The 23,869-nt window shown below is 54.9% G+C and carries 21 protein-coding genes; 8 read left to right on the top strand and 13 right to left on the bottom strand.

The window, feature by feature from the left end; genetic code table 11:
* Positions 1-154 precede the first annotated feature (154 nt).
* From ispC to rpsB, 5 genes are all read right to left on the bottom strand, one after another.
* The gene (gene ispC / locus Q5705_12400) at positions 155-1,351 is read right to left on the bottom strand and encodes a 1-deoxy-D-xylulose-5-phosphate reductoisomerase (GenBank protein WLI75400.1); all 1,197 of its coding nucleotides are present in this window, start codon (positions 1,349-1,351) and stop codon (positions 155-157) included.
* 97 nt (positions 1,352-1,448) lie between these two features.
* On the bottom strand, positions 1,449-2,006 hold the full coding sequence (gene frr / locus Q5705_12405) for a ribosome recycling factor (GenBank protein WLI75401.1): 558 nt from the start codon (positions 2,004-2,006) through the stop codon (positions 1,449-1,451).
* 150 nt (positions 2,007-2,156) lie between these two features.
* Complete coding sequence (gene pyrH, locus Q5705_12410) at positions 2,157-2,882, bottom strand: UMP kinase (GenBank protein WLI75402.1); 726 nt, start codon at positions 2,880-2,882, stop codon at positions 2,157-2,159.
* Positions 2,883-3,028: 146 nt separating this feature from the next.
* Positions 3,029-3,880: a translation elongation factor Ts gene (gene tsf, locus Q5705_12415; GenBank protein ID WLI75403.1), complete on the bottom strand. Its 852-nt coding sequence runs from the start codon at positions 3,878-3,880 to the stop codon at positions 3,029-3,031.
* Between the two features lie 140 nt (positions 3,881-4,020).
* Positions 4,021-4,746 (bottom strand): 30S ribosomal protein S2, encoded by a 726-nt coding sequence (rpsB, locus tag Q5705_12420; protein ID WLI75404.1) that lies wholly within the window; start codon positions 4,744-4,746, stop codon positions 4,021-4,023.
* A gap of 308 nt (positions 4,747-5,054) precedes the next feature.
* Between rpsB and map the strand changes: the two genes are divergently transcribed.
* The 4 genes from map (at position 5,055) to Q5705_12440 (ending at position 10,047) form a co-directional block, all read left to right on the top strand.
* Positions 5,055-5,846, top strand: a complete 792-nt coding sequence (gene map / locus Q5705_12425) for a type I methionyl aminopeptidase (GenBank protein WLI75405.1) — start codon at positions 5,055-5,057, stop codon at positions 5,844-5,846.
* A 154-nt stretch (positions 5,847-6,000) separates the two neighbouring features.
* Positions 6,001-8,676 carry a bifunctional uridylyltransferase/uridylyl-removing protein GlnD gene (gene glnD, locus Q5705_12430; GenBank protein ID WLI75406.1) on the top strand — a complete coding sequence of 892 codons (2,676 nt, stop codon included), beginning with the start codon at positions 6,001-6,003 and terminating at the stop codon, positions 8,674-8,676.
* 34 nt (positions 8,677-8,710) lie between these two features.
* Positions 8,711-9,535 carry a 2,3,4,5-tetrahydropyridine-2,6-dicarboxylate N-succinyltransferase gene (gene dapD, locus Q5705_12435; protein ID WLI75407.1) on the top strand — a complete coding sequence of 275 codons (825 nt, stop codon included), beginning with the start codon at positions 8,711-8,713 and terminating at the stop codon, positions 9,533-9,535.
* A 122-nt stretch (positions 9,536-9,657) separates the two neighbouring features.
* Complete coding sequence (locus Q5705_12440) at positions 9,658-10,047, top strand: DUF3461 family protein (GenBank protein ID WLI75408.1); 390 nt, start codon at positions 9,658-9,660, stop codon at positions 10,045-10,047.
* Positions 10,048-10,125: 78 nt separating this feature from the next.
* On the opposite strand, the gene cdaR is transcribed toward Q5705_12440, so the two are convergent.
* From cdaR to dgt, 3 genes are all read right to left on the bottom strand, one after another.
* On the bottom strand, positions 10,126-11,283 hold the full coding sequence (cdaR, locus tag Q5705_12445; GenBank protein WLI75409.1) for a DNA-binding transcriptional regulator CdaR: 1,158 nt from the start codon (positions 11,281-11,283) through the stop codon (positions 10,126-10,128).
* A 159-nt stretch (positions 11,284-11,442) separates the two neighbouring features.
* Positions 11,443-12,876, bottom strand: a complete 1,434-nt coding sequence (gene degP, locus Q5705_12450) for a serine endoprotease DegP (protein WLI75410.1) — start codon at positions 12,874-12,876, stop codon at positions 11,443-11,445.
* A 135-nt stretch (positions 12,877-13,011) separates the two neighbouring features.
* Complete coding sequence (dgt, locus tag Q5705_12455) at positions 13,012-14,526, bottom strand: dGTPase (GenBank protein ID WLI75411.1); 1,515 nt, start codon at positions 14,524-14,526, stop codon at positions 13,012-13,014.
* 106 nt (positions 14,527-14,632) lie between these two features.
* On the opposite strand from dgt, the gene mtnN reads away from it, so the two are divergent.
* From mtnN to Q5705_12470, 3 genes are read left to right on the top strand one after another with little or no spacing between them, the layout of a single operon-like run.
* Positions 14,633-15,331: a 5'-methylthioadenosine/S-adenosylhomocysteine nucleosidase gene (gene mtnN, locus Q5705_12460; GenBank protein ID WLI75412.1), complete on the top strand. Its 699-nt coding sequence runs from the start codon at positions 14,633-14,635 to the stop codon at positions 15,329-15,331.
* On the top strand, positions 15,324-16,124 hold the full coding sequence (gene btuF / locus Q5705_12465) for a vitamin B12 ABC transporter substrate-binding protein BtuF (GenBank protein WLI75413.1): 801 nt from the start codon (positions 15,324-15,326) through the stop codon (positions 16,122-16,124). Before mtnN ends, btuF begins: the two co-directional genes overlap by 8 nt.
* A 14-nt stretch (positions 16,125-16,138) precedes the next feature.
* Entirely contained in the window at positions 16,139-16,762 is a 624-nt protein-coding gene (locus Q5705_12470; protein WLI75414.1) for a TRIC cation channel family protein, read from the top strand.
* A gap of 51 nt (positions 16,763-16,813) precedes the next feature.
* On the opposite strand, the gene erpA is transcribed toward Q5705_12470, so the two are convergent.
* Both erpA and clcA read right to left on the bottom strand, forming a co-directional pair.
* On the bottom strand, positions 16,814-17,158 hold the full coding sequence (gene erpA / locus Q5705_12475) for an iron-sulfur cluster insertion protein ErpA (GenBank protein ID WLI75415.1): 345 nt from the start codon (positions 17,156-17,158) through the stop codon (positions 16,814-16,816).
* Between the two features lie 81 nt (positions 17,159-17,239).
* A complete protein-coding gene (clcA, locus tag Q5705_12480; GenBank protein WLI75416.1) occupies positions 17,240-18,646 on the bottom strand; it encodes a H(+)/Cl(-) exchange transporter ClcA in 1,407 nt (468 codons plus the stop codon).
* A gap of 146 nt (positions 18,647-18,792) precedes the next feature.
* Between clcA and hemL the strand changes: the two genes are divergently transcribed.
* On the top strand, positions 18,793-20,073 hold the full coding sequence (gene hemL, locus Q5705_12485) for a glutamate-1-semialdehyde 2,1-aminomutase (protein ID WLI75417.1): 1,281 nt from the start codon (positions 18,793-18,795) through the stop codon (positions 20,071-20,073).
* 105 nt (positions 20,074-20,178) lie between these two features.
* On the opposite strand, the gene fhuB is transcribed toward hemL, so the two are convergent.
* The 3 genes from fhuB to fhuC are packed head-to-tail and all read right to left on the bottom strand — an operon-like array spanning position 20,179 to position 23,845.
* Positions 20,179-22,161, bottom strand: coding sequence for a Fe(3+)-hydroxamate ABC transporter permease FhuB (fhuB, locus tag Q5705_12490; GenBank protein WLI75418.1), 1,983 nt, complete (start codon positions 22,159-22,161; stop codon positions 20,179-20,181).
* Entirely contained in the window at positions 22,158-23,048 is an 891-nt protein-coding gene (gene fhuD, locus Q5705_12495; protein WLI75419.1) for a Fe(3+)-hydroxamate ABC transporter substrate-binding protein FhuD, read from the bottom strand. Before fhuD ends, fhuB begins: the two co-directional genes overlap by 4 nt.
* Positions 23,048-23,845 (bottom strand): Fe3+-hydroxamate ABC transporter ATP-binding protein FhuC, encoded by a 798-nt coding sequence (gene fhuC / locus Q5705_12500; protein WLI75420.1) that lies wholly within the window; start codon positions 23,843-23,845, stop codon positions 23,048-23,050. Before fhuC ends, fhuD begins: the two co-directional genes overlap by 1 nt.
* Between the last annotated feature and the right edge of the window lie 24 nt (positions 23,846-23,869).

Consider the following 23,869-nt stretch of genomic DNA (forward strand, 5'->3'; position numbering starts at 1 on the left):
GTACTCAGGAATACAAAAGCCTTCACGCAAAAAAGCCGCGTAAACCACGGCTTACACAATACGCCATAATTCAAACTGGCAAATTAGTGGCGCAGACTATATCACCGAAGCCCAACGCTAACAAATAGCACCGTCACTCAAGGCCGTAATATCACTAGCTTGCGAGGCGCATCACTTGTTTTTGCGCAATTTCACGAGCCCGTGCATCCACGGCCAGTACATCGTCGATGCTCTGTGGTTCACGTAAATCCATCTGTTCAAGTACAGACAGATTTAGAGCGGCAATATCCGTGAAACGAACAGCGGATGCCAGGAAAGCCGAAACGGAAACCTCGTTAGCCGCATTCAACGCCGTTGTTGCCGCCTGCCCCTCGCTGGAAGCATCAATTGCCAGCTTCAGGCAAGGGTAACGATCGTAATCGGGAGCAGCAAAACTCAACGAACTCAGTTTGCAAAAATCGAGGGCATTGACACCAGATGGCACACGTTCTGGCCAGGCCATGGTGTGTGCGATGGGTGTACGCATATCCGGCTCACCCAGTTGTGCCAAAACACTGCCATCCTGATAACGCACCATGGAGTGGATCACCGATTGCGGATGAATCAACACTTCCATCTGGCGGGCAGAGGCATTAAACAACCAGCGCGCTTCAATGTATTCCAGACCTTTATTCATCATGGTGGCGGAATCAACGGAGATCTTACGCCCCATTGACCAGTTCGGATGGCGACATGCCTGATCTGACGTCATCAGAGCCAGATCCGCTAATGGCGTCTCCCGAAACGGGCCACCTGACCCGGTAAGCAGAATCGATGAAACGCCATTCTGCTCAAGATCAGCGTACCCCAGGTTATGCTGGATTGGTTCCGGTAAACTCTGAAAAATCGCGTTATGCTCGCTATCGACAGGCAATAGCTGCGCCCCGCTCTCTTTTACCGCTTCCATAAACAAGCGACCACAGGTCACCAGCGACTCTTTGTTCGCCAGCAAAACCGTCTTCCCCGCGCGAATGGCGGCAAGTGTCGGTAACAAACCGGCTGCGCCAACAATGGCCGCCATGACCTGATCAACCTCGCCGAGCGCGGCCATTTCGCAAGCCGCCTGCTGGCCGCTCAGCACTTCGGTGCGGCTACCATGTTCCTGCAAGGCGTGTCGCAACTGCTGCGCGCTGGCGGCATCGTCCATCACCGCAAATCGCGGTGAAAACTCCAGGCACTGCTCGACCATGCGGGCAACATTTTTCCCGGCCACCAGCGCCGTAACGGTAAAACGATCGGGGTTTTGACGAACCACAGCAAGCGTGCTGCAACCTATAGAACCTGTTGAGCCCAGAAGAGTTAAATGCTTCATGAAACGCTCGCAACGTTACAAGTATAAAAAGCAAAACGCCGTCAGCGAAGCCACTCTCGCGGCTCTCTGGACGGCGTTTTAGTCGGTTTTTTTAGAATCAGAACTGCATCAGTTCAGCTTCTTTGTCCGCCAGCGCCGCATCCACTTTTTTAATTGCAGCGTCGGTCAGTTTCTGCACGTCATCCTGGGAACGACGGTCATCATCTTCGCTGATCTCTTTATCTTTCAGCAGCGCTTTCACTTTGTCGTTCGCGTCACGACGAACGTTACGTACGGCAACGCGCGCTTGTTCAGCTTCGCCACGTACCACTTTGATCAGATCTTTACGACGTTCTTCGGTCAGCGCCGGCAGCGGAACGCGAATATCACTTCCCGCAGAACTTGGGTTCAGACCCAGATCGGAGGTCAGAATTGCTTTTTCAACGGCCGGGCTCATAGAGCGATCGAAAACGTTGATTTTCAGCGTACGGGAGTCTTCCACGGTAACGCTGGCCAGCTGACGCAGCGGCGTCGGCGTACCGTAATATTCCACAACGATGCCATCAAGCAGGCTCGGGGAAGCGCGACCGGTGCGCACTTTGCTGATTTGAGTTTTGAACGCTTCTACGCATTTTTCCATGCGTACTTCAGCATCTTTTCTGATATCGCTAATCACGTTACGGATCCTTGAAATCTTGTCGCAGGCAGGCTATACGGCGAGTGTGCTAAGTATAGCCTCGTTCATTTGATGGCACCGTAAAGATGCCAGACAGAACTGCTCAATAAATTAAAGCGGAATCTTACCTTTATTTATTGCTCACGGGAATTATTCCGTAATCAATGTGCCTTCTTTTTCGCCCATTACCACGCGACGCAGCGCGCCGGGTTTGTTCATATTGAACACGCGAATCGGTAATTTATGGTCGCGAGCCAGCGTAAAGGCCGCCAGATCCATCACTTTCAATTCTTTATCAAGCACTTCGCTATAAGTCAGTCGTTCACAGAGCGTGGCGGTCGGATCCAGCACCGGATCGGCGGTAAACACGCCATCCACTTTGGTCGCTTTCAGCACCACGTCGGCTTCGATTTCGATACCACGCAGGCAGGCTGCGGAATCGGTAGTAAAGAAGGGGTTACCGGTACCGGCACTGAAAATCACCACACGGTTGTTACGCAGCAGGCTGATAGCCTCTGCCCAGCTGTAGTTGTCGCAAACGCCGTTTAACGGGAATGCGGACATCAGACGCGCGTTCACATAGGCACGATGCAGAGCATCACGCATTGCCAGGCCGTTCATTACCGTTGCCAGCATACCCATGTGATCGCCCACAACACGGTTCATCCCTGCTTTCGCCAGGCCCGCCCCACGGAACAAGTTACCACCGCCAATGACCACACCAACCTGAATACCCAGTTCAACCAGCTCTTTGATTTCCTGCGCCATACGGTCAAGAATGCTTGCGTCAATACCGAAACCTTCGGATCCCTGGAGTGCTTCGCCACTCAGCTTGAGCAAAATGCGTTTGTAGATGGGTTTTGCATTGGTAGCCATGTTTCTTTCCTGAGACTGTGAACAAATGGACGGGTTTAATACTGGCGCTATGATACGTCGCCTGTCAGCGCTAACACTAGTGTATCGGCTGTTTTTCAGATGAAGGACATAAAAAGAAGCCGCCCTCAGGCGGCTCCTTTTATTGATTAAGACTGCCTGGACATGGCAGCAACTTCTGCTGCAAAGTCAGTCTCAACCTTCTCGATGCCTTCGCCCACTTCAAAGCGGATGAAGCCAGTCACGTCAGCGTTGTGCTCTTTCAGCAGCTGGCCAACAGTTTTGCTCGGATCCATAACGAAAGGCTGGCCGGTCAGAGAAACTTCGCCGGTGAATTTCTTCATGCGGCCTTCAACCATTTTCTCTGCGATTTCTTTCGGCTTGCCAGACTGCATGGCGATGTCCAGCTGAACCTGGTACTCTTTTTCTACCACTTCAGCGGACACATCTTCCGGTTTTACGAATTCCGGCTTGCTTGCAGCAACGTGCATTGCCAGCTGTTTAACCAGTTCCTGGTCAGCGCCTTTAGCCGCAACCAGAACACCGATACGCGCACCGTGCTGGTATGAACCCAGAACGTCGCCTTCCAGAGAAGCAATGCGACGGATATTGATGTTCTCACCGATTTTAGCAACCAGTGCAACGCGTTCTTCTTCGAACTGCGCTTTCAGAACTTCAACGTCAGTGATTTTGCCAGCAATAGCGGCGTCCAGAACTTTGTTAGCAAATGCCTGGAAACCAGCATCTTTCGCAACGAAGTCAGTCTGGCAGTTAACTTCCAGAATGAGGCCGTAGGTGCCATCGATCCTGGTGATGATCACGCCGTCAGCAGCAACGTTGCCTGCTTTTTTCGCCGCTTTGATCGCACCGGATTTACGCATATTTTCGATCGCCAGCTCGATGTCGCCGTTCGCTTCAGTCAGCGCTTTTTTGCAATCCATCATGCCTGCGCCAGTACGTTCGCGCAGCTCTTTTACCAGGGATGCGGTAATTTCAGCCATTCTTTAATCCTCGGGAGAGATATGACCTGCCTGGTTCCAGGAACCCAACAGGCTTGAAAGTGAAAAAGGGGGCCATAAACAGGCCCCCTAACCAAACTCGGTACTACCTGCTCAATAAGGGGCTCAAAGAGCGTGCCTTATTACTCAGCTTCTACGAAGCTTTCTTCCGCCTGAGTAGCCAGATCCGAAGAACGGCCTTCACGTACGGTAGCAGCAACGGCATTCAGGTACAGGCTAACAGCACGGATTGCGTCATCGTTACCCGGGATAACGAAGTCAACGCCGTCCGGATCGGAGTTGGTATCAACGATAGCAAATACCGGAATACCCAGGTTGTTTGCTTCTTTGATTGCGATGTGCTCGTGGTCAGCGTCGATAACGAACAGAGCGTCCGGCAGACCGCCCATGTCTTTGATACCGCCCAGGCTGTTTTCCAGCTTGTCCAGCTCACGAGTGCGCATCAGCGCTTCTTTCTTGGTCAGCTTGTCGAAGGTACCGTCCTGAGACTGAGTTTCCAGGTCTTTCAGACGTTTGATGGACTGACGAACAGTTTTCCAGTTAGTCAGCATGCCGCCCAACCAGCGATGGTTCACGAAGAACTGATCGCAGTTCTGAGCCGCTTCTTTCACCGCTTCGCTTGCAGCGCGTTTAGTACCAACGATCAGGATTTTGCCTTTGCGAGAAGCAATTTTGTTCAGCTCAGCCAGGGCTTCGTTGAACATCGGTACAGTTTTCTCAAGGTTGATGATGTGAACTTTGTTACGCGCACCGAAGATGAACGGCTTCATTTTCGGGTTCCAGTAACGGGTCTGGTGACCGAAGTGAACACCAGCCTTGAGCATGTCGCGCATGGAAACAGTTGCCATGATTAAAACCTCTATATAAAAGTTGGGGTTATGCCTCCACGTATCCCATATTACCGACCCCGAAGGGCACCCCGGAATATGTGCCGATACGTGTGTGTTATTACACAAAGTGAGATTTGTGGCTCCCATCCCAAACAGGAACGGAAGTCCGGCGCGCTTTATACCATAAAACAGTGCCGTAAACCAATAGTTGTTGACGCGGTGTGCTGTTAATGATTCTCAATTTGGCACAAAGCTTGCCCGACTGTTACCATTGACAGCACTAATCCTGGTATAGTCGAAAAATTCGACACTGATGGGCACATTCCATGGCTATCTCTATTAAAACTCCTGAAGAAATCGAAAAAATGCGCGTCGCCGGCCGTCTTGCAGCCGAAGTGCTGGAAATGATCGAACCGCATATCAAGCCGGGCGTCAGCACAGGCGAACTCGACCGCATCTGTAATGACTACATCGTTAACGAACAGCACGCGGTCTCGGCTTGCCTTGGCTATCACGGCTTCCCGAAATCCGTCTGTATCTCTATTAATGAAGTGGTCTGCCACGGCATTCCGGATGACGAAAAACGGCTGAAAGATGGCGATGTGGTAAACATTGACGTGACTGTCATTAAAGATGATTACCACGGCGACACCTCCAAAATGTTTATCGTGGGCAAACCGACCATCCTCGGTGAACGCCTGTGTCGCGTAACCCAGCAAAGCCTCTACCTTGCGCTGCGCATGGTAAAACCAGGTATTCGTCTGCGCACACTCGGTGCCGCGATCCAGAAATACGTTGAAGGCGAAGGTTTCTCCGTGGTGCGTGAATATTGCGGTCACGGTATTGGCCGTGGTTTCCACGAAGAGCCGCAGGTGCTGCACTATGATGCCGATGACGGCGGCGTGGTGCTGAAAGCCGGCATGACCTTTACTGTCGAGCCGATGGTAAACGCCGGTGATTACCGCATTCGCACAATGAAAGATGGCTGGACGGTGAAAACCAAAGACCGCAGCCTGTCGGCGCAATATGAGCACACCATTGTGGTCACTGAAACCGGCTGTGAAATACTGACGCTGCGTAAAGATGATACCATTGAGGCCGTGCTGACCGCCGCCTGATCGTCGCGTCATGCACGCTTATAAACGGTCCGCCTGTCGGGCCGTTTTTTTATGCCCGACACATTCAGGTCATATATATAAACGACTTTTCATTTCTGATTATCTCTTTTACTTTGTTTTGCAGTGGATCCGCACGCCTAAAGGGTGGCTAATAATGAGCAATATCTCTTCAGAACAATTTGTCAGTAGCGTACAACCCACCCTTCCCGGTCAGCCTGAGTACCCTGGGGTTTGGCCGACAGACAACCTCAATTGCGCAAGTATAAAAGCGCGTATTGACGCTTTTCAGCAATGGCTGGGCCATGTGTTTGATGCCGGTATTTCTGCCGAACAATTAATTGAAGCGCGCACCGAATTTATCGATCAGCTGTTGCAGCGTTTATGGCTGGAGTATGGTTTTGGCGACGTCGGTGATACCGCGCTGGTCGCGGTCGGCGGCTATGGTCGTGGTGAGCTGCATCCGCTATCCGATATTGATTTGCTGATCCTCAGCCGTAAGAAACTGCCTGATGAGCAGGCGCAGAAAATCGGTGAACTACTCACCTTATTGTGGGATGTGAAACTGGAAGTCGGCCACAGCGTGCGCACGCTCGATGAGTGCCTGCAAGAAGGTTTGTCGGATCTGACCGTCGCCACCAACCTTATCGAATCGCGTTTGCTGGTTGGCGATGTCGCGTTGTTCCTTGAACTGCAAAAGCATATTTTCAGCGACGATTTCTGGCCTTCTGAAACCTTTTTCCCGGCTAAAGTGGCGGAGCAAAACGAGCGCCATCAGCGCTATCACGGCACCAGTTATAACCTTGAACCGGATATTAAAAGCAGCCCCGGCGGTCTGCGCGATATCCATACTTTGCAGTGGGTTGCCCGCCGCCATTTTGGCGCGACATCGCTGGACGAGATGGTCGGTTTTGGTTTTCTCACCGAAGCCGAGCGCAATGAGTTAAACGAGTGTCTGCATCTGCTGTGGCGTATTCGTTTCGCCCTGCACCTGGAAGTGACGCGCTACGATAACCGGCTGCTTTTTGACCGCCAGTTAAGCGTCGCCCAGCGTCTGAACTATGTCGGCGAAGGCAACCAGCCGGTTGAACATATGATGAAAGATTTCTTTCGCGTGACGCGCCGCGTAACGGAACTGAATCAGATGCTGCTCCAGCTGTTCGATGAAGCGATCCTCGCGCTCACTACCGACGAGAAACCGCGCCCGATTGATGATGAGTTCCAGCTGCGCGGCACCCTTATCGACCTGCGTGATGAAACGCTGTTTATCCGCGAGCCGCAGGCGATTTTACGCATGTTCTATATTATGGTGCGCAACAGCACCATTACCGGCATTTACTCCACCACGCTGCGCCACCTGCGCCACGCGCGCCGCCATCTGACACAGCCGCTTTGCTATATTGCTGAAGCACGTTCAATTTTCCTCACCATGTTGCGCCACCCCGGCGCGGTCAGCCGTGGTTTGCTGCCAATGCACCGCCACAGCGTGCTGTGGGCCTACATGCCGCAGTGGTCGCATATTGTCGGGCAGATGCAGTTCGATCTGTTCCATGCGTATACCGTTGATGAACACACCATTCGCGTGTTGCTGAAGCTGGAAAGTTTCGCCAAAGAAGAGACGCGCAATAAGCATCCGCTCTGTGTCGAACTGTGGCCGCGCCTGACGCACCCGGAGCTGATTTTGATTGCGGCGCTGTTCCACGATATCGCCAAAGGCCGTGGCGGCGATCACTCGGTACTGGGCGCACAAGATGTGCTGAAATTCGCCGAACTTCACGGGCTGAACTCCCGCGAAACCCAGCTTGTCGCCTGGTTGGTGCGCCATCACCTGTTGATGTCGGTCACCGCCCAGCGCCGCGATATTCAGGATCCTGAAGTGATCAAGCAGTTCGCCGAAGAGGTACAAACCGAGAACCGCCTGCGTTTTCTGGTTTGCCTGACGGTCGCGGACATCTGTGCCACCAACGAAACGCTGTGGAATAGCTGGAAACAAAGCCTGTTGCGCGAACTCTATTTCGCCACCGAGAAACAGCTGCGCCGGGGAATGCAGAACACGCCGGATATGCGCGAGCGAGTGCGTCATCATCAGTTGCAGGCGCTGGCACTACTGCGCATGGATAATATTGATGAAGAGCGGCTGCATCAGATTTGGGCGCGCTGTCGCGCCAATTACTTTGTCCGCCACAGCCCAAACCAGCTGGCGTGGCATGCCCGGCATCTGCTGCAACACGATCTCAGTAAGCCAATGATTTTACTCAGCCCGCAGGCCACGCGCGGCGGCACGGAGATCTTTATCTGGAGCCCGGACAGGCCTTACTTGTTTGCCGCCGTTTGTGCCGAACTCGACCGGCGTAATCTCAGCGTGCACGATGCGCAGATTTTTACCACTCGTGACGGCATGGCGATGGATACCTTTATTGTGCTGGAGCCGGATGGCAGCCCGCTCTCTGCCGATCGCCACGATGCGATCTGTTTCGGGCTGGAACAGGCGATCACTCAGCACACCTGGCAGCCACCGCAGCCGCGCCGTCAACCGGCCAAGTTGCGCCATTTTACCGTCGATACGGAAGTGAACTTCCTGCCGACACATACCGACAGAAAATCGTTCCTCGAATTGATTGCCCTTGACCAGCCAGGCCTGCTGGCGCGGGTCGGCCAGGTTTTTGCCGACCTTGGAATTTCGCTGCATGGGGCACGAATTACAACCATTGGTGAGCGAGTAGAAGATTTATTCATAATCGCGACTGCCGACCGGCGTGGCCTTAATAATGTGCTGCAAAAGGAGGTGCAACAACGGTTGACAGAGGCCCTCAATCCAAACGATAAAGGGTGATTCTTTTTTTACACAAGATGGAAAGAGTTAAACAATGCAGCAGTTACAGAACGTTATTGAAGCCGCTTTCGAGCGCCGCGCAGAGATCACCCCGGCAAATGCAGATACCGTAACCCGTGAAGCAGTAAATCAGGTTATCGCCCTGCTTGATTCAGGCGCACTGCGTGTCGCAGAAAAAATTGACGGCCAGTGGGTCACCCACCAGTGGCTGAAGAAAGCGGTTCTGCTCTCTTTCCGCATTAACGATAACCACGTTATCGACGGTGCGGAAAGCCGCTACTTCGATAAAGTGCCAATGAAGTTCGCCGACTACGACGAAGCGCGTTTCCAGAAAGAAGGCTTCCGCGTGGTACCGCCGGCAGCGGTGCGCCAGGGCGCATTTATCGCGCGCAACACTGTACTGATGCCCTCTTACGTGAATATCGGTGCTTACGTTGATGAAGGTTCGATGGTCGATACCTGGGCGACGGTCGGTTCCTGTGCGCAGATTGGTAAAAACGTTCATCTTTCCGGCGGCGTAGGTATTGGTGGTGTACTGGAACCATTACAGGCAAATCCGACTATTATTGAAGATAACTGTTTCATCGGTGCACGTTCTGAAGTGGTTGAAGGCGTGATCGTTGAAGAGGGTTCTGTGATTTCGATGGGCGTGTATATCGGCCAGAGCACCCGCATTTACGATCGCGAAACCGGTGAAGTGCATTACGGTCGCGTACCGGCAGGCTCGGTGGTGGTTTCCGGCAACCTGCCGTCAAAAGACGGTAAATACAGCCTGTACTGTGCCGTTATCGTGAAAAAAGTGGATGCGAAAACGCGCGGAAAAGTAGGCATCAACGAGCTGCTGCGTACCATCGACTAAGCCTTTTCCCTCTCCCTGTTTGGGAGAGGGTGATATATCCCGCCTTTTTTGCATCTGGCAGTGGCGAAAATAGATTTTTTCGTTAATTATTCATAGGTTATGTTGAGCTTAAGGGTACCGCTATGTACGATAATCTGAAAAGTTTAGGCATTACCAATCCCGATGAAATCGATCGCTATAGCCTCCGCCAGGAAGCCAATAACGATATCCTGAAAATCTATTTTCATAAGGATAAAGGCGAGTTTTTTGCCAAGAGCGTCAAATTCAAATACCCGCGTCAGCGTAAAACCGTTGTCGCCGACGGCATTGGGCAAGGGTATAAAGAAGTGCAGGAGATCAGCCCTAATCTGCGCTACGTGATTGATGAGCTTGACCAAATCTGTCAGCGCGATCGCACTGAAGTTGATCTGAAACGTAAGATCCTTGACGATCTGCGCCATCTTGAAAGCGTGGTGACCAACAAGATCAGCGAAATCGAATCCGATCTTGAGAAACTGACGCGCGGAAAATAATCGTGTTATGCCTGATGGCGCTTCGCAGATTCGTGGGCCGGATAAGCGAAGCCGCCAACCCGGCAAAAGCGCATTAAATCAATGCTGTTCATCCAACTGTAGCGCCACATACAGCAGCAGCCTGTCGTCGAAATTCCCCAAATCCAGCCCCGTCAATTCCGAGATCCGGTTCAGGCGATACTCCAGCGTATTACGGTGAATAAACAGCGCTTTTGACGTTGCCAGCGGTTGCACATTATGGCGAAACCAGGCCGCCAGAGTTCGGCGCAACAGACCGTTATTATCCATCGCTTTCAGGCGCGACAACGGGCGAGCTAACTCATTAGCCTGCCAGCCACCGCGCAGGCTGTCGAGCAACACCGGCAACATTAAATCCTGATAAAAATAGCTACGGCTTTCCGGCATACGCTGCTTACCCACCATCATGGTGGTGCGTGCCGTACGGTAGGAACGCGCAATACTGCCCGGGCCGGTAAAATAGTTGCCCAGCGCCACGCGAAAACGCAGTTGACCATTCTCTTTCATGCGGGTGATCAGTTGCTCCACGCGCTTACGATGATCTTCTGCATCCCAGCGGCCAAACTGATTAAGAGCAGGTTTTAGCACCACCATCTCGGTCAGCGAGACAATAGCAATCAGGTTATTACGCTCTGGCGTGGTCAGGGCGTTTTGCAACTGCTGCAACTCAGCCATTGCGCTATCCACACCCAACTGACCGCTGTCCACTTCCACCACCGCGACCACGCGCGGCTGGTTTAAATCGATCCCCAAACGCTGCGCCCATTCGGTCAGCGCGGGCGTATGCTCTTCGGCCTGAATCAGGTTCATTACCAGCTCTTCACGCAGACGGCTGTCCTGTGCCAGTAAATGCATCAGGCGGGACTGTTCGAGCATCATTTCGGCGGTCATGCAAACCAGTTCGCCATATTTGCGCAATGTTTCCGGTTCACCCGTCAGGCCAATAACGCCAACAATTTCCCCTTCCAGACGCAGTGGCAGGTTGATCCCCTGGCGCACGCCGTGCAGATGACGCGCCACCGCATCATCGATATCGACCACGCGTCCCTGGGAAAGTACCAGCAGCGCACCTTCGTGCAATTCCCCAATTCGTTCGCGATCGCCGCTGCCAATGATGCGGCCACGTGCATCCATCACGTTAATGTTTGTATCGATAATGCGCATCGTGCGCGCCACGATATCCTGTGCCATTTTGGTATCAAGATGCCAGCCAGCCATGTAACCCTCCCCTGTGCAGAGCCCAAGCATATGGGAGAAAGTTCTTACACGCATTGTGCGGATGCACAAAGCCGCGGCGAGAAGTATGAAGTTGTGGGAAGCCTCACAAAATGCGGGAGAACCCTCTTCCCTGCACCGGGAAGAGGGATTCGCGGGTAATTACTGCATCAGCAAGTAGATTGACGTGTCGCCACGCTGAATGTTCAACGCTAGCACCGAAGGTTTGCTGTCGAGGATTTTGCGCAGTTCAGCAATGTTTTTCACCGGCTGCTGGTTAGCACCGACAATCACATCACCTTTTTTCAGGCCAATTTGCGCCGCCGGGGTATTCGGTTTCACCGCGTTAACCACCACGCCGCCCTCTTTGCCTTTGTTACTCATTTCAGCCCCTTCGATACCGCTGAAAATGGTGCTGGATTCTACCTGGTTCTGGCTGCTTTGTTGCAACTCCAGGGTGATATTCACCGGTTTGCCATCGCGCAGCATACCCAGCGCGACTTTGCTGCCGATCGGCATTGAACCGACTTCTGCGCGCAGCGCCGCAAAACTGCTAACCGGTTTACCGTTCAGCGAGGTAATCACGTCACCCGCTTTCACACCGGCTTTCGCCGCAGCGGAATTTGGCATCACCTGGCTAACGAATGCGCCGCGCTGAGCATCCACTTTCATCGCTTTTGCCAGCTCAGAGTTCAGCTCGGTCCCCATAATACCCAGTTCACCGCGGCGCACCTGGCCGTACTGCACCATCTGCCCAGTGAGGTTTTTCACCATATTACTTGGGATAGCGAAACCGATACCGATGTTGCCGCCGTCCGGCGCGAGAATGGCGGTGTTGATACCAATCAGTTCACCGTTCAGGTTCACCAGTGCACCGCCGGAGTTACCGCGGTTGATTGCGGCATCGGTCTGGATAAAGTTTTCATAGTTTTCGGCGTTCAGACCGCTACGGCCCAACGCAGAGACAATCCCGGAGGTCACGGTTTCACCCAGGCCAAACGGGTTACCGATAGCGACCGTGTAATCGCCCACGCGCAATGCATCGGAATCTGCAAGCTTAATGGCGGTCAGGTTTTTCGGATCCTGAATTTGAATCAGTGCGATATCGGAGCGCGGATCTTTACCCACCACTTTGGCGTCAAATTTACGCCCGTCGCTCAGTTGCACTTTGATGGTACTGGCGTTATCAACCACGTGGTTGTTGGTGACAACATAGCCTTTCGCGGCATCAATAATCACCCCGGAACCCAGCGCCATAAATTTCTGCTGCTGGCCGCCGCCCTGCCCGTCCATGCCGCCGCCCTGACAGAAAGGTGAGCTCTGGAACGGCGAACCGTCCTGGCAGAACGGTGAATTATCACCAAAGAACTGCTGGAAGTTGCGCGGCATGCGCGGCGTATTAACGGTGGTGCTGCCTTCAACGTTGATGCTGACGACCGACGGCATCACTTTTTCCAGCATCGGCGCGAGGCTAGGCATTTGCTGCGATGTTGTGGCGGTAGAAGATGCCGTTTCCGCTGCGGATGCAGACAGAGGAGACAGCGCTAAACTTAAACTCAAAGCCAGTGCACTCATTGCTAACGTGGTTTTTTTCATCTCTCTCAATCTCATTACTGATTAACGCGAACTGCTGTGTATGTGTCACTCAGAGTCGATTTATAGCGTGAAGTTCCGGCGTTAAGCTTCTGGAAAAAGTAAAAATTTATTGTCGTTCTTTACAATTGAACGGCATTATTCCACCGCCATCAAACGACGGTATTCATCCCATGAATATAAATCCGTCATCCCGCTAATATAGTCCTGAATTAATCGACAACGGTGATAATACTCCAGCACCGGGTACTCTGCCGCGTCGGGCGATAATTTACTGACCGCTTCGACATAGGCCAGCCGGTGGCGCGTCGACAGTTTCTGAAACAGGCGCGATTCAATTGGAAGACGTCGCAGCCGCTCTTTTTCCACCAGCTCGGTAAAATCCGCCAGCGTTAATTGCAACAACGGGCGGTAAATGTCCAGCAACCCGCTGATAACGCGATAGCCCTGTAATTCCAGTTGCTCAACGTCGGGGTGGCTGAACACCTCTTTTATGGCGACGTTTTTATATAATTCAAGGAGCTGGCTAAAGCTGCTGTCATCTTCCAGCAGCGCATGGTTGAATTCGCCGTTGAAAATCTGCGGCAGATTATCGATAAAGCGTTGTGCCGCGTAGGGCACCAGTTTATTCAGCGTATTGACGCGTAAATACATAAAGAACTGATCTTCAGCACTGCGGCTCATCGAATTAGCGCGCGATTTTTCCCACGCATTTTCGACCACCTGCGCAAATAAAGACCCTTTTTCGTGCGCGCCCCAGGCATCGTAAAGATGCTGATAAAGTTGCTCTGCCGAGAAAATACGTTTTTCTACCGCATCTTCCAGATCGGCAACGCAATAAGAGATATCGTCCGCGGCTTCCATTATCCACGTCAATGGAAAGCGGCTATATGTACCGAGATTTAATTCTTTACGTAACCGTTCAACGTAGGCTTCTTCAGAAAAATAATAGCCCGGCTTTTTCATTAAATAATTGTGTGAAGCCGGCGGTTCGCCCACCCACCATGCCGGGCGCGTATATTTTAAAATACAGCCGACCTGCGCCCAGGTGAGATTCATGCGCATTAAGGTGTGTACCATACGAATGCCCTGGGCATTGCCTTCAAAATGGCTTAAATCATGACGCACCTTGCGGCGCAGCGCATTGAGGCTCTCTTCCCCTTCGCTCAGGCGTAAAGCAATCACCTCACACCGATCGTCAGAGAGCGGCTGGCTAACCGCATCATCCGGTGCCAGGCGCTGGCGAAACCAGTCGTTAATCGCCGCTTCGCCAAAGTGACCGAACGGCGGGTTACCAATGTCGTGCATCAGGCAGGCCATTTCGACAATGCTTTCAAACGGCCCGGTCAGTTCGTCCAGACCGTACGTTTCCAGCAGGCGCTGCTCTTTCAGGCGGCTTAAAATCTCTTTCGCGATATAACGCCCAACTTGCTGAACCTCCAGAGAGTGCGTCAGGCGCGTGCGCACCGCAGCATTGCGCTCCAGTGGAAAGACCTGCGTTTTTTGCTGCAAACGTCGAATGGCGGGGGAATTGATAATGCGTCCGCGATCGCTTTCGAAGATACGCAGGATTTCATGTTCGGTTTTCACGCCCTGCGGCGAGCGATAACGGCGATGCCAGTTTATCTTGTTGCGAAAGTCGATCTCGGCCATTTCCTCTCCTGTGCACAGCCTCGCGGGATATCATGCAATTGTGTATGCCATGATAGACTATGCCCTGTAAACGTAATCCTGTCTTATCACATTAGCGAGTATCTCCATGAAAATTGGCATTATTGGTGCAATGGAAGAAGAAGTTACGCTGCTGCGTGACAAAATCGAGAACCGTCAGACCTTCAATATTGGCGGGAGCGAAATCTACACCGGTACGCTGAATGGTACAGAGGTTGCGCTGCTGAAATCAGGCATTGGTAAAGTTGCCGCCGCCATGGGCGCGACCTTGCTGCTGGAACATTGCAAACCGGATGCGATTATCAACACCGGCTCTGCGGGCGGCCTGGCGCCGACGCTGAAAGTGGGTGATATTGTGGTTTCCGACGAAGCGCGTTATCACGATGCCGACGTCACGGCGTTTGGTTATGAATATGGTCAGTTGCCGGGCTGCCCGGCCGGTTTTAAAGCTGACGGGAAGTTAGTGGCGGCGGCAGAAGCCTGTATCGGTGAACTGAAATTAAATGCCGTGCGCGGATTGATCGTCAGCGGTGATGCGTTTATTAACGGTTCTGTGAGCCTGGCGAAAATTCGTCACAACTTCCCGCAGGCGATTGCCGTTGAAATGGAAGCCACTGCGATTGCTCACGTCTGCCATAACTTTGGCGTACCATTTGTTGTCGTTCGCGCTATTTCCGATGTGGCGGATCAGCAATCTCACCTGAGCTTTGATGAGTTCCTGGTGGTGGCGGCAAAACAGTCCAGCCTGATGGTTGAAACCCTGGTGCAGAAACTGGCGCGTGGCTAATCGTCTCTTCAGGGCGTTTATCGCCCTGCTTATTTTTCTGCCGGCGTGGATCTTCGCCGCGCCGCGCGTGATTTCACTCTCTCCGGCCAATACCGAACTGGCGTTCGCCGCCGGGATCACCCCCGTTGGCGTCAGCAGCTATTCTGATTATCCGCCTGAAGCGGCGCGTATTGAGCAAGTTGCCAGTTGGCAAGGCATGAATCTCGAACGCATTGTCGCGCTCAAGCCCGATCTGGTGCTGGCCTGGCGCGGTGGCAATACCGAACGCCAGGTGAATCAACTAAAGCAGTTTGGTATCACCGTAATGTGGATTGATTCGATTACCATCGAACAAGTGGCGGATACGCTGCGTAAGCTGGCGGCTTTCAGCCCGCATCCACAGCAGGCTGAACGGGCGGCGCAGCAGTTGCTGGCTCAGTACCACGAACTGAAATCCCGTTACGCCAGCCAACCGAAAAAACGCGTGTTTATGCAATTTGGCGCACAACCCCTGTTTACCAGCGGGAAAGGTTCGATTCAGAACCAGGTGCTGGAGCTGTGCGGGGGCGAAAATATCTTTGCCGCCAGCCGCGTGCCGTGGCCGCAGGTCAGCCGTGAACAAGTGCTGGCGCGTCAACCGCAGGCGATTGTTTTCGCGGGCGAGACAAACGCGATCCCGAAAATCCAGCAATACTGGCGTAATCAGCTTGATGTACCGATTATTTCTCTGCACGGCGACTGGTTTGAACGGGCAAGCCCGCGTATTATCCTCGCCGCTCAACAACTCTGCTCTGCCCTTGCGCAGGTGAAATAACCGGGGAATTAACCATGCTGGTCTACTGGCTGGATATTATCGGCACCGCTGTTTTCGCTATCTCAGGCGTTCTGCTTGCCGGAAAATTGCGGATGGATCCGTTCGGCGTGCTGGTGCTGGGTGTGGTGACGGCGGTCGGTGGCGGCACAATCCGCGATATGGCGCTGGCGCACGGGCCGGTTTTCTGGGTGAAAGATCCCACCGACCTGGTGGTCGCCATGGTGACCTGCATGTTGACTATCATGCTGGTGCGCCAGCCGCGTCGTCTGCCGAAATGGGTGCTGCCGGTGCTGGATGCCGTCGGCCTGGCGGTGTTTGTCGGTATTGGCGTGAATAAAGCGTTTATTGCTGAAACCGGCCCGCTGGTCGCCATTTGCATGGGGGTGGTAACTGGCGTGGGCGGCGGGATCATACGCGATGTGCTGGCGCGTGAAATCCCGATGATCCTGCGCACCGAAATTTACGCCACGGCCTGTATTGCGGGTGGGATCGTACATGCAACGGCATTCTACTTCTTTGCCGTACCGCTGGAGACAGCCAGTATGTTGGGAATGGGGGTTACGCTGGTGATTCGCCTGGCGGCGATCCGCTGGCATTTAAAGCTGCCGACGTTTGCACTGGATGACTCGGGGCGTTGAAGATGTTTTGTCAGCCCGGTAAGCAGAGCGCCACCGGGCGTAAAACCGTGATCAGATGCTGAACGAGGAACCGCAGCCGCAGGTACTGGTTGCATTCGGGTTAGTCACCACAAAGCGGGAACCTTCCAGACCTTCGGTATAATCCACCGAACCGCCCACCAGATATTGCAGGCTCATCGGGTCAACCACCAGGCCAACGCCCTGTTTCTCAATGGTCATATCACCATCGTTGATCTGGTCATCAAAGGTAAAACCATACTGGAAGCCGCTGCAACCACCACCGGTGATGTAAACACGCAGTTTCAGATTCGGGTTCTCTTCGTCCGCGATCAGGCTTTTTACTTTATTGGCTGCTGCGTCGGTAAATTGCAGCGGCAGCGCTACGTCATCACTCATGTCTTGCTCCCATTGATACTTCGATCTGGGCAAATATTAACCCGATCATTGCGGCTATTATCCAATACGGTATTAAATCGTTCAAGTATTCTCCCGCCGCTGCTCACTGTCACTGGCCGCTTCCTGCCTGGCAAGCGTTCGTGCCAGGATGGCGGAATAGAGCGGTTTGCCGCCCAAAAACTGCGCTAACAGTGTCGCACCAAGACAGGTAATGATCATTGGCAAAATAAGCTGATAATTGTCAGTCATTTCCAAAACTAGCACAATTCCGGTCAAAGGTGCGCGCAGCGAAGCCGCCAGCAAGGCACCCATTCCGGCGATGGCAAAGGTCGCGGCATCAAGCGGGTAATGGGGAAAAATCGCCACGCTCGCGGAACCAAACGCCATGCCCAGCACCGTACCTAACGACAGCATCGGCGCGAAAATCCCGCCCGGCGCGCCGGAACTGAAGCAAAGTAATGTCATCGCCACGCGGATAAGAAAAATAAACAGCAGTACACCAACGGTGTAATTCCCGCCAGATGCGATGGGGATCAGCGCAAAACCGCCGCCGGAGAGCGCCGGAGCCATCAAACCCAGTACGCCGCAGGTCCCGCCAATCAACCCGCCGATCAGCACCCATTTTCCGGTATGCCCGCCGTGCAGACGCTGAAACAGATCCTGCGTACGCAATACCAGCGCATTAAATAACGGCCCGATACAGCCAAACACCATGCCCAACAGCAGATAGAGCCACAGCGTGTTGACGGGCGCATTACTCAGTTTGCCCACATCGATAACCGCCGCTTCACCATTAAACAGGCGAAAGACAATGCTCGACATAATCACGCCGGTGAAGACCGCTTTAATGGAAATAAGATTGTAGTGAAATTGCGAGCGCATCTCTTCAATGATGAACAGAATGCCTGCCAGCGGCGCGTTAAAGGCCGCAGAAAGTCCCGCAGCCGCGCCGGTTGCCAGCAACGTATGGCGCGCTTCGCCGCTGCGCAGGCGGAAAAGATCGCCGACCATCCGCCCGACATTGCCGCCAATCTGCACCGTTGGCCCTTCCCGCCCGAGCACCATGCCAGCACCCAGCGTGCCCATACCGCCGAAAAATTTAACCGGTAATACGCGCCACCAGCGCACCGGGCGCAACTCTTCCAGCGCGCCTTCAATTTCCGGGATGCCAGAACCCCCCGCTTCCGGCGCGAATCGCCGCACCAGAAAATAGCCAATCATCGCCAGCAAAGCTGAACCCAAAAAGGCCAGCGGCCAGACAATCGCGCTATTCGCCACCTGCGCCAGCGCACCGATGCGCATGTTTAAAACGGTATTGACCGCCTTTTCAAAGGCGACACCCACAAGGCCCGTGAGCGTGCCAACCACGGCAGCCACCACAAGGATTACCAGCGGTGTTTTATCGCGTTGCAGCATCTGGCGCAGAATATTTCTGCGTCGTCGCCGCTCAACCTGTTGCTGTTCAAATGAAGGAGTTTTATCGGACATGGTTTTCGATACGTCATACAAAGGGAGTATTGTAGCCAGCCATCGCCGCTGCGTCGCGGGGAAATTCCCGGGCAAAACTTTCATAACATTCCCCTAATCACATAGAATGACCGGCAACGTTTTTTCCACGAACCAGGAATGAAAGCATGAGTAAGTCTGAAAACCTCTATAACGCAGCGCGCCAGCTTATCCCGGGCGGTGTCAATTCACCGGTACGCGCCTTCACCGGCGTTGGCGGTACGCCGCTGTTTATCGAGCGTGCTGACGGTGCTTATTTATACGATGCCGACGGCAAAGCCTATATCGATTATGTCGGCTCCTGGGGGCCAATGGTGCTGGGCCACAACCACCCGGCCATTCGTAATGCGGTGATTGAAGCCGCCAGCCGCGGCCTGAGCTTTGGCGCACCGACCGAAATGGAAGTCAAAATGGCGCAACTGGTGACCGAGCTGGTGCCGACCATGGATATGGTTCGCATGGTGAACTCCGGTACCGAAGCAACCATGAGCGCCATCCGCCTGGCGCGCGGTTTCACCGGCCGCGACAAAATCATTAAATTTGAAGGCTGCTACCACGGCCACGCCGACTGCCTGCTGGTGAAAGCCGGTTCCGGCGCGTTGACCTTAGGCCAGCCGAACTCACCCGGCGTACCGGCAGATTTCGCTAAACACACCCTGACCTGCACCTATAACGATCTCGACTCCGTGCGCACGGCGTTTGAGCAGTTCCCGCAGGATATCGCCTGTATCATCGTTGAACCGGTCGCGGGCAACATGAACTGTGTGCCGCCGCTGCCAGAGTTCCTGCCGGGCCTGCGTGCCCTGTGCGATGAGTTTGGCGCGCTGCTGATTATTGATGAAGTGATGACCGGTTTTCGCGTCGCGCTCGCGGGGGCGCAGGCTTATTACGATGTGGTGCCGGATCTCACCTGTCTGGGCAAAATCATCGGCGGCGGGATGCCGGTGGGTGCATTCGGCGGTCGTCGCGATGTGATGGAGGCGCTGGCGCCGACCGGGCCGGTTTACCAGGCGGGAACACTCTCCGGTAATCCGATTGCGATGGCGGCGGGCTACGCCTGTTTAACGGAAGTCGCGCAGCCGGGCATCCATTCGACGCTGAACGAGCTGACCACGCAGCTGGCGAATGGCCTGCTGGACGCTGCGCAACAAAACGGTATTGGGCTGGTGGTCAACCACGTTGGCGGCATGTTTGGCCTGTTCTTTACGGATGCACAGAGCGTGACCTGCTATCAGGACGTGGTGAAGTGTGATGTGGAACGCTTTAAGCGTTTCTTCCACCTGATGCTGGAAGAAGGCGTTTACCTTGCGCCGTCAGCGTTTGAAGCGGGCTTTATGTCCGTGGCGCACAGCACCGATGATATCGACAAGACCATCGATGCCGCTAAGCGCGTGTTCGCGAAGTTGTAAGGGTTTTGCCGAAATACTGTAGGCCCGGTAAGCGCTAGCGCCACCGGGCAACTCGCCGGATGGCACTGCGTTTATCCGGCCTACAATTCGCCACCCGGCATTTTCTTATCGGCTCTGCTTACGCAACAGATAGATAAAATACGGCGCGCCGATAAAGGTCGACAGCAACCCCGCCGGGATCTGGAACGGAAACAGCAGCATCCGACCGCACCAGTCGGCGAACACCAGCAGCACTCCTCCCACCAGCGCCGACATCACCATATGCGGCATCGTTCGACGAAACCCCATCATACGGGCGATATGCGGTGCCATCAGGCCGACAAAACTCAGCGGGCCGATAGTCATGGTCGCCGTCGCCGTTAGCGCGGCTGCTAACAGCAGCAGGACGATGCGCGACGGCGTTAAGGCCATCCCCACCGAACGGGAGGTTTCCCCCCCGAGCGGCAGGATCATCAGCCAGCGGCGACACAGCGGCGTCAGCGCCAGCAGGATAACCATCATCACACTGCCGAGCAGCACTTGCTCGCCAGAGACGTTATAGGTACTGCCGGAGATCCACGTCAGGATCTCTGCCATTCTGGGATCGCCGCTCGCCTGCAACATCATCAACAGCATGGTAAACGCCGTGCTTAGCGCCATCCCCGCCAGCAGCATCCGGTGCGGCGAAAACCCGCCGCGCCCGGCGGCGAGCATGATTATCAGCAACGTTGCCGCTGCGCCGAGACTCCCGGCGGGCATCAGCCAGCCGAAGGCATTGCCCGGCACGAAGAACAGCATCAGAACCACACCAAACGCGGCACCAGAGCTAATCCCCAACACTTCCGGGCTGGCCATCGGGTTGCCGGTGAGGCGCTGAATAATACAGCCCGCCACCGCCAGCATCACCCCGGCGGTCAGGGCGGCAATAATGCGCGGCCAGCGCCACGGCATTAACTCCTCAAGCAGCGTACCGCTGGCCCAGTGCCAGCCTTGCGCATCGCGCCCAAAGCTCAGCGCCACCCACATCGCCAGCAGCAGTAACACCAAACCGCCCAGCGCAAACCCCTGCACGTGATGGCGCTCCGGGGAAACCTTGTCCCCGGCGTCCATCGCTGGCGCGCTCATACTGCGCAGACGCGGCAACAGCCACAGCAGCAGCGGCGCACCAATCAGCGCGGTGATCGACCCGGTGGACACTTCCATCCACACGCGCGTCAGCCACCAGATAACCTGATCGGAAAGCCAGAGGATCAACGCGCCAATCAGCGGAGCGAGGATCAGACGCGCCAGCAGGCGACGCGCACCGAGCATTTTCGCCAGCAGCGGCGCGAACAGGCCGATAAAACCAATAATGCCCACGGCGTTAACCAGTAACGCGCTCAGGGCGATCGCCAACGCCAGCGCCGCCAGCCGCGCCATCGACAACGCCAGCCCAAGATTGCGGGCAACGCCATCATCCAGCCCCATTAATGTCAGCGGGCGCAACAGCAAAAGCGTTAATACCGCGCCGCCGAGCAGTTGCGGCCACAAACGCTGAGCGATGCTCCAGTCGGTCTGCGTCAGCGTCCCGGTGCTCCACAAAAACATGCTTTGCAGCTGATCGTGGTGGAACAGCACCAGTAATTGATTGACCGCGCCGCAATAGAGGCTGACCACCAGCCCCGCGAGGATCAGCGTCACTGGCGATAAACGCTTACCCCAGGCGACGCCAAACACCAGCGCGCCGACGGCGCAGGCTCCGATCAACGCCGCAAACTGCGAAGCCATCACGCCAGGAATAGCCCACAGCGTGGTGATGGTGACGCCCAGTTGCGCCCCGGTCGACACACCCAAAGTCGTGGGTTCCGCCAGCGGGTTACGCAGCACCTGCTGGAACAGCACACCGACCAGGCCAAGCCCGGCGCCGACCAGCAGCGATACCGACAACCGTGGCAGCAGGCTGTAGTGAAACAGCATCTGATTGATGAGATCGATGTCCGGCGCACGCAGCGCCTGTCCCCACTGCCCGCGCGGCAAGGCGACATTCAGATTGAACCAGGTTAACCAGGTCGCGGCGATAAACAGCACCGCCAGCAGCAGCGCCGGGAAAAGGGAAATACGTCGGCTCATGCCCGGCCTCCCAGCGCATTGTCCAGCACGCGGGTAAAGTGCATCGCCGAAAGCGTCGCGCCATAGAACCAGACGGCAGGCACGCGCTGGAAGCGACCGGCACGCACAAACGGCATCGCCTGCCACAACGGTGTCGCCATCAGCTTACGCATATCCTGCTCGTTGTTATGATCAAAGCAGATAACATCGACATCTTTGTATGCAGCAAGCCGGTCGATACCTACCGCCACGCTGCCCCAGAAGGTCTGCTCGCCCTGCCAGGCATTGCGCACACCTAAACTGTCGAGCACTTCCTGGAACAGGCAGTTCGGACCAAACACCAGCGCATGGCGCGGATCGAGCAATGTGATCATTAACAATGGGCGATCGCCCCGCTGGGCGAAACGCGGTTTGGTTGCCTCCACCAGCGCATCAAACGCTGCAAGATGTTTTTTCGCCGCCGCGTCCATATTGAGCAGTTGCGCCATCTCATTCAAAGAGCGCCTCGCCATAGTGAGCGGTTTTTTGCCGTCGCTAAAGGTGAAGCCGCGCCCCGGTGCGATGGTTGCCAGTTTAGCTTCCGCAGGGCCATAGCCTGCCGACCATACCAGCAAAGAGGGTTTCATTTGCGTCAGCAATTCAAGGTTCGGTTCGGTACGTAACCCAACATCAATGACCGATTCCGGCAGCGAAGGCTCGTTGACCCAGATGTTGTAATCATGCACATCGGCAACGCCATACGGCATCACACCGAGCGCCAGCAGCAACTCCACCGGCAGCCATTCGAGCGCCACAATACGCTGCGGATCGACCGTGGCGGCTTGCGCACCGCGCATCTGCCACAGCAAGGGAGAGAGGGCCATCGCCGTCAGTAAACGACGACGGCTAATTCCATGTAAACCGGCCATCAGTAGACAAAACTCACCGGTGCGGCGCCCGCCGGGTGCGGCAGGATCCCCATCGGGATACCGTAAATGAGTTCCAGCGTTTCGGCACACATTAACGCATCCGGCGTGCCTTCAGCGATCATCTCACCGCCGCGCAGCGCCACCAGATAGTCGCAATAACGCGCTGCCATATTGATATCGTGCAATACCGCAATTACCGTCAACCCGCGTTGCTGGCTAAGGCGGTGCACCAGCGCCAGCACATCGACCTGATGGGCGATATCGAGCGCAGAGGTGGGTTCATCTAACAGCAAGCAGCGGCTGTCTTGTGCCACCAGCATGGCAATCCATGCGCGCTGGCGTTCACCGCCGGAAAGGCTATCCACCAGGCGATGCGCCAGCGGTTTCAGCCCAACCAGCGCAATCGCTTCATCCACTTTTTCTCTGTCAGCAACGCCAAAACGCCCCAGCGCCCCGTGCCACGGATAACGCCCAATCGCCACCAGTTCACGCACCGTCATCCCTTCCGCCTGCGGCAACTGCTGCGGCAGATAGGCCACTTTGCGGGCAAAGGCTTTGCTGTTCCAGCTCTCCAGCGGTTGTCCGTCGAGGAGAATATCCCCGTCAGAAGGCGCCTGATGGCGGCCAAGCATTTTCAGCAGTGTGGATTTTCCTGAGCCGTTATGGCCAATCAGGCCCGTCACTTTCCCCACCGGAAAGGTCAACGACAGCGGGTGGAGCAGCGTGCGTCCCGGCACGCGAAAGGTGACATCGGTCAACTGGAAAGTGGTATCGGGAAGCGTGTTGTTTTCCTGCATGGTTGCCAACTTATCAGAGGGCAC

It is taken from the genome of Kosakonia sp. H02 (assembly GCA_030704225.1).
GTDB lineage: Bacteria > Pseudomonadota > Gammaproteobacteria > Enterobacterales > Enterobacteriaceae > Kosakonia.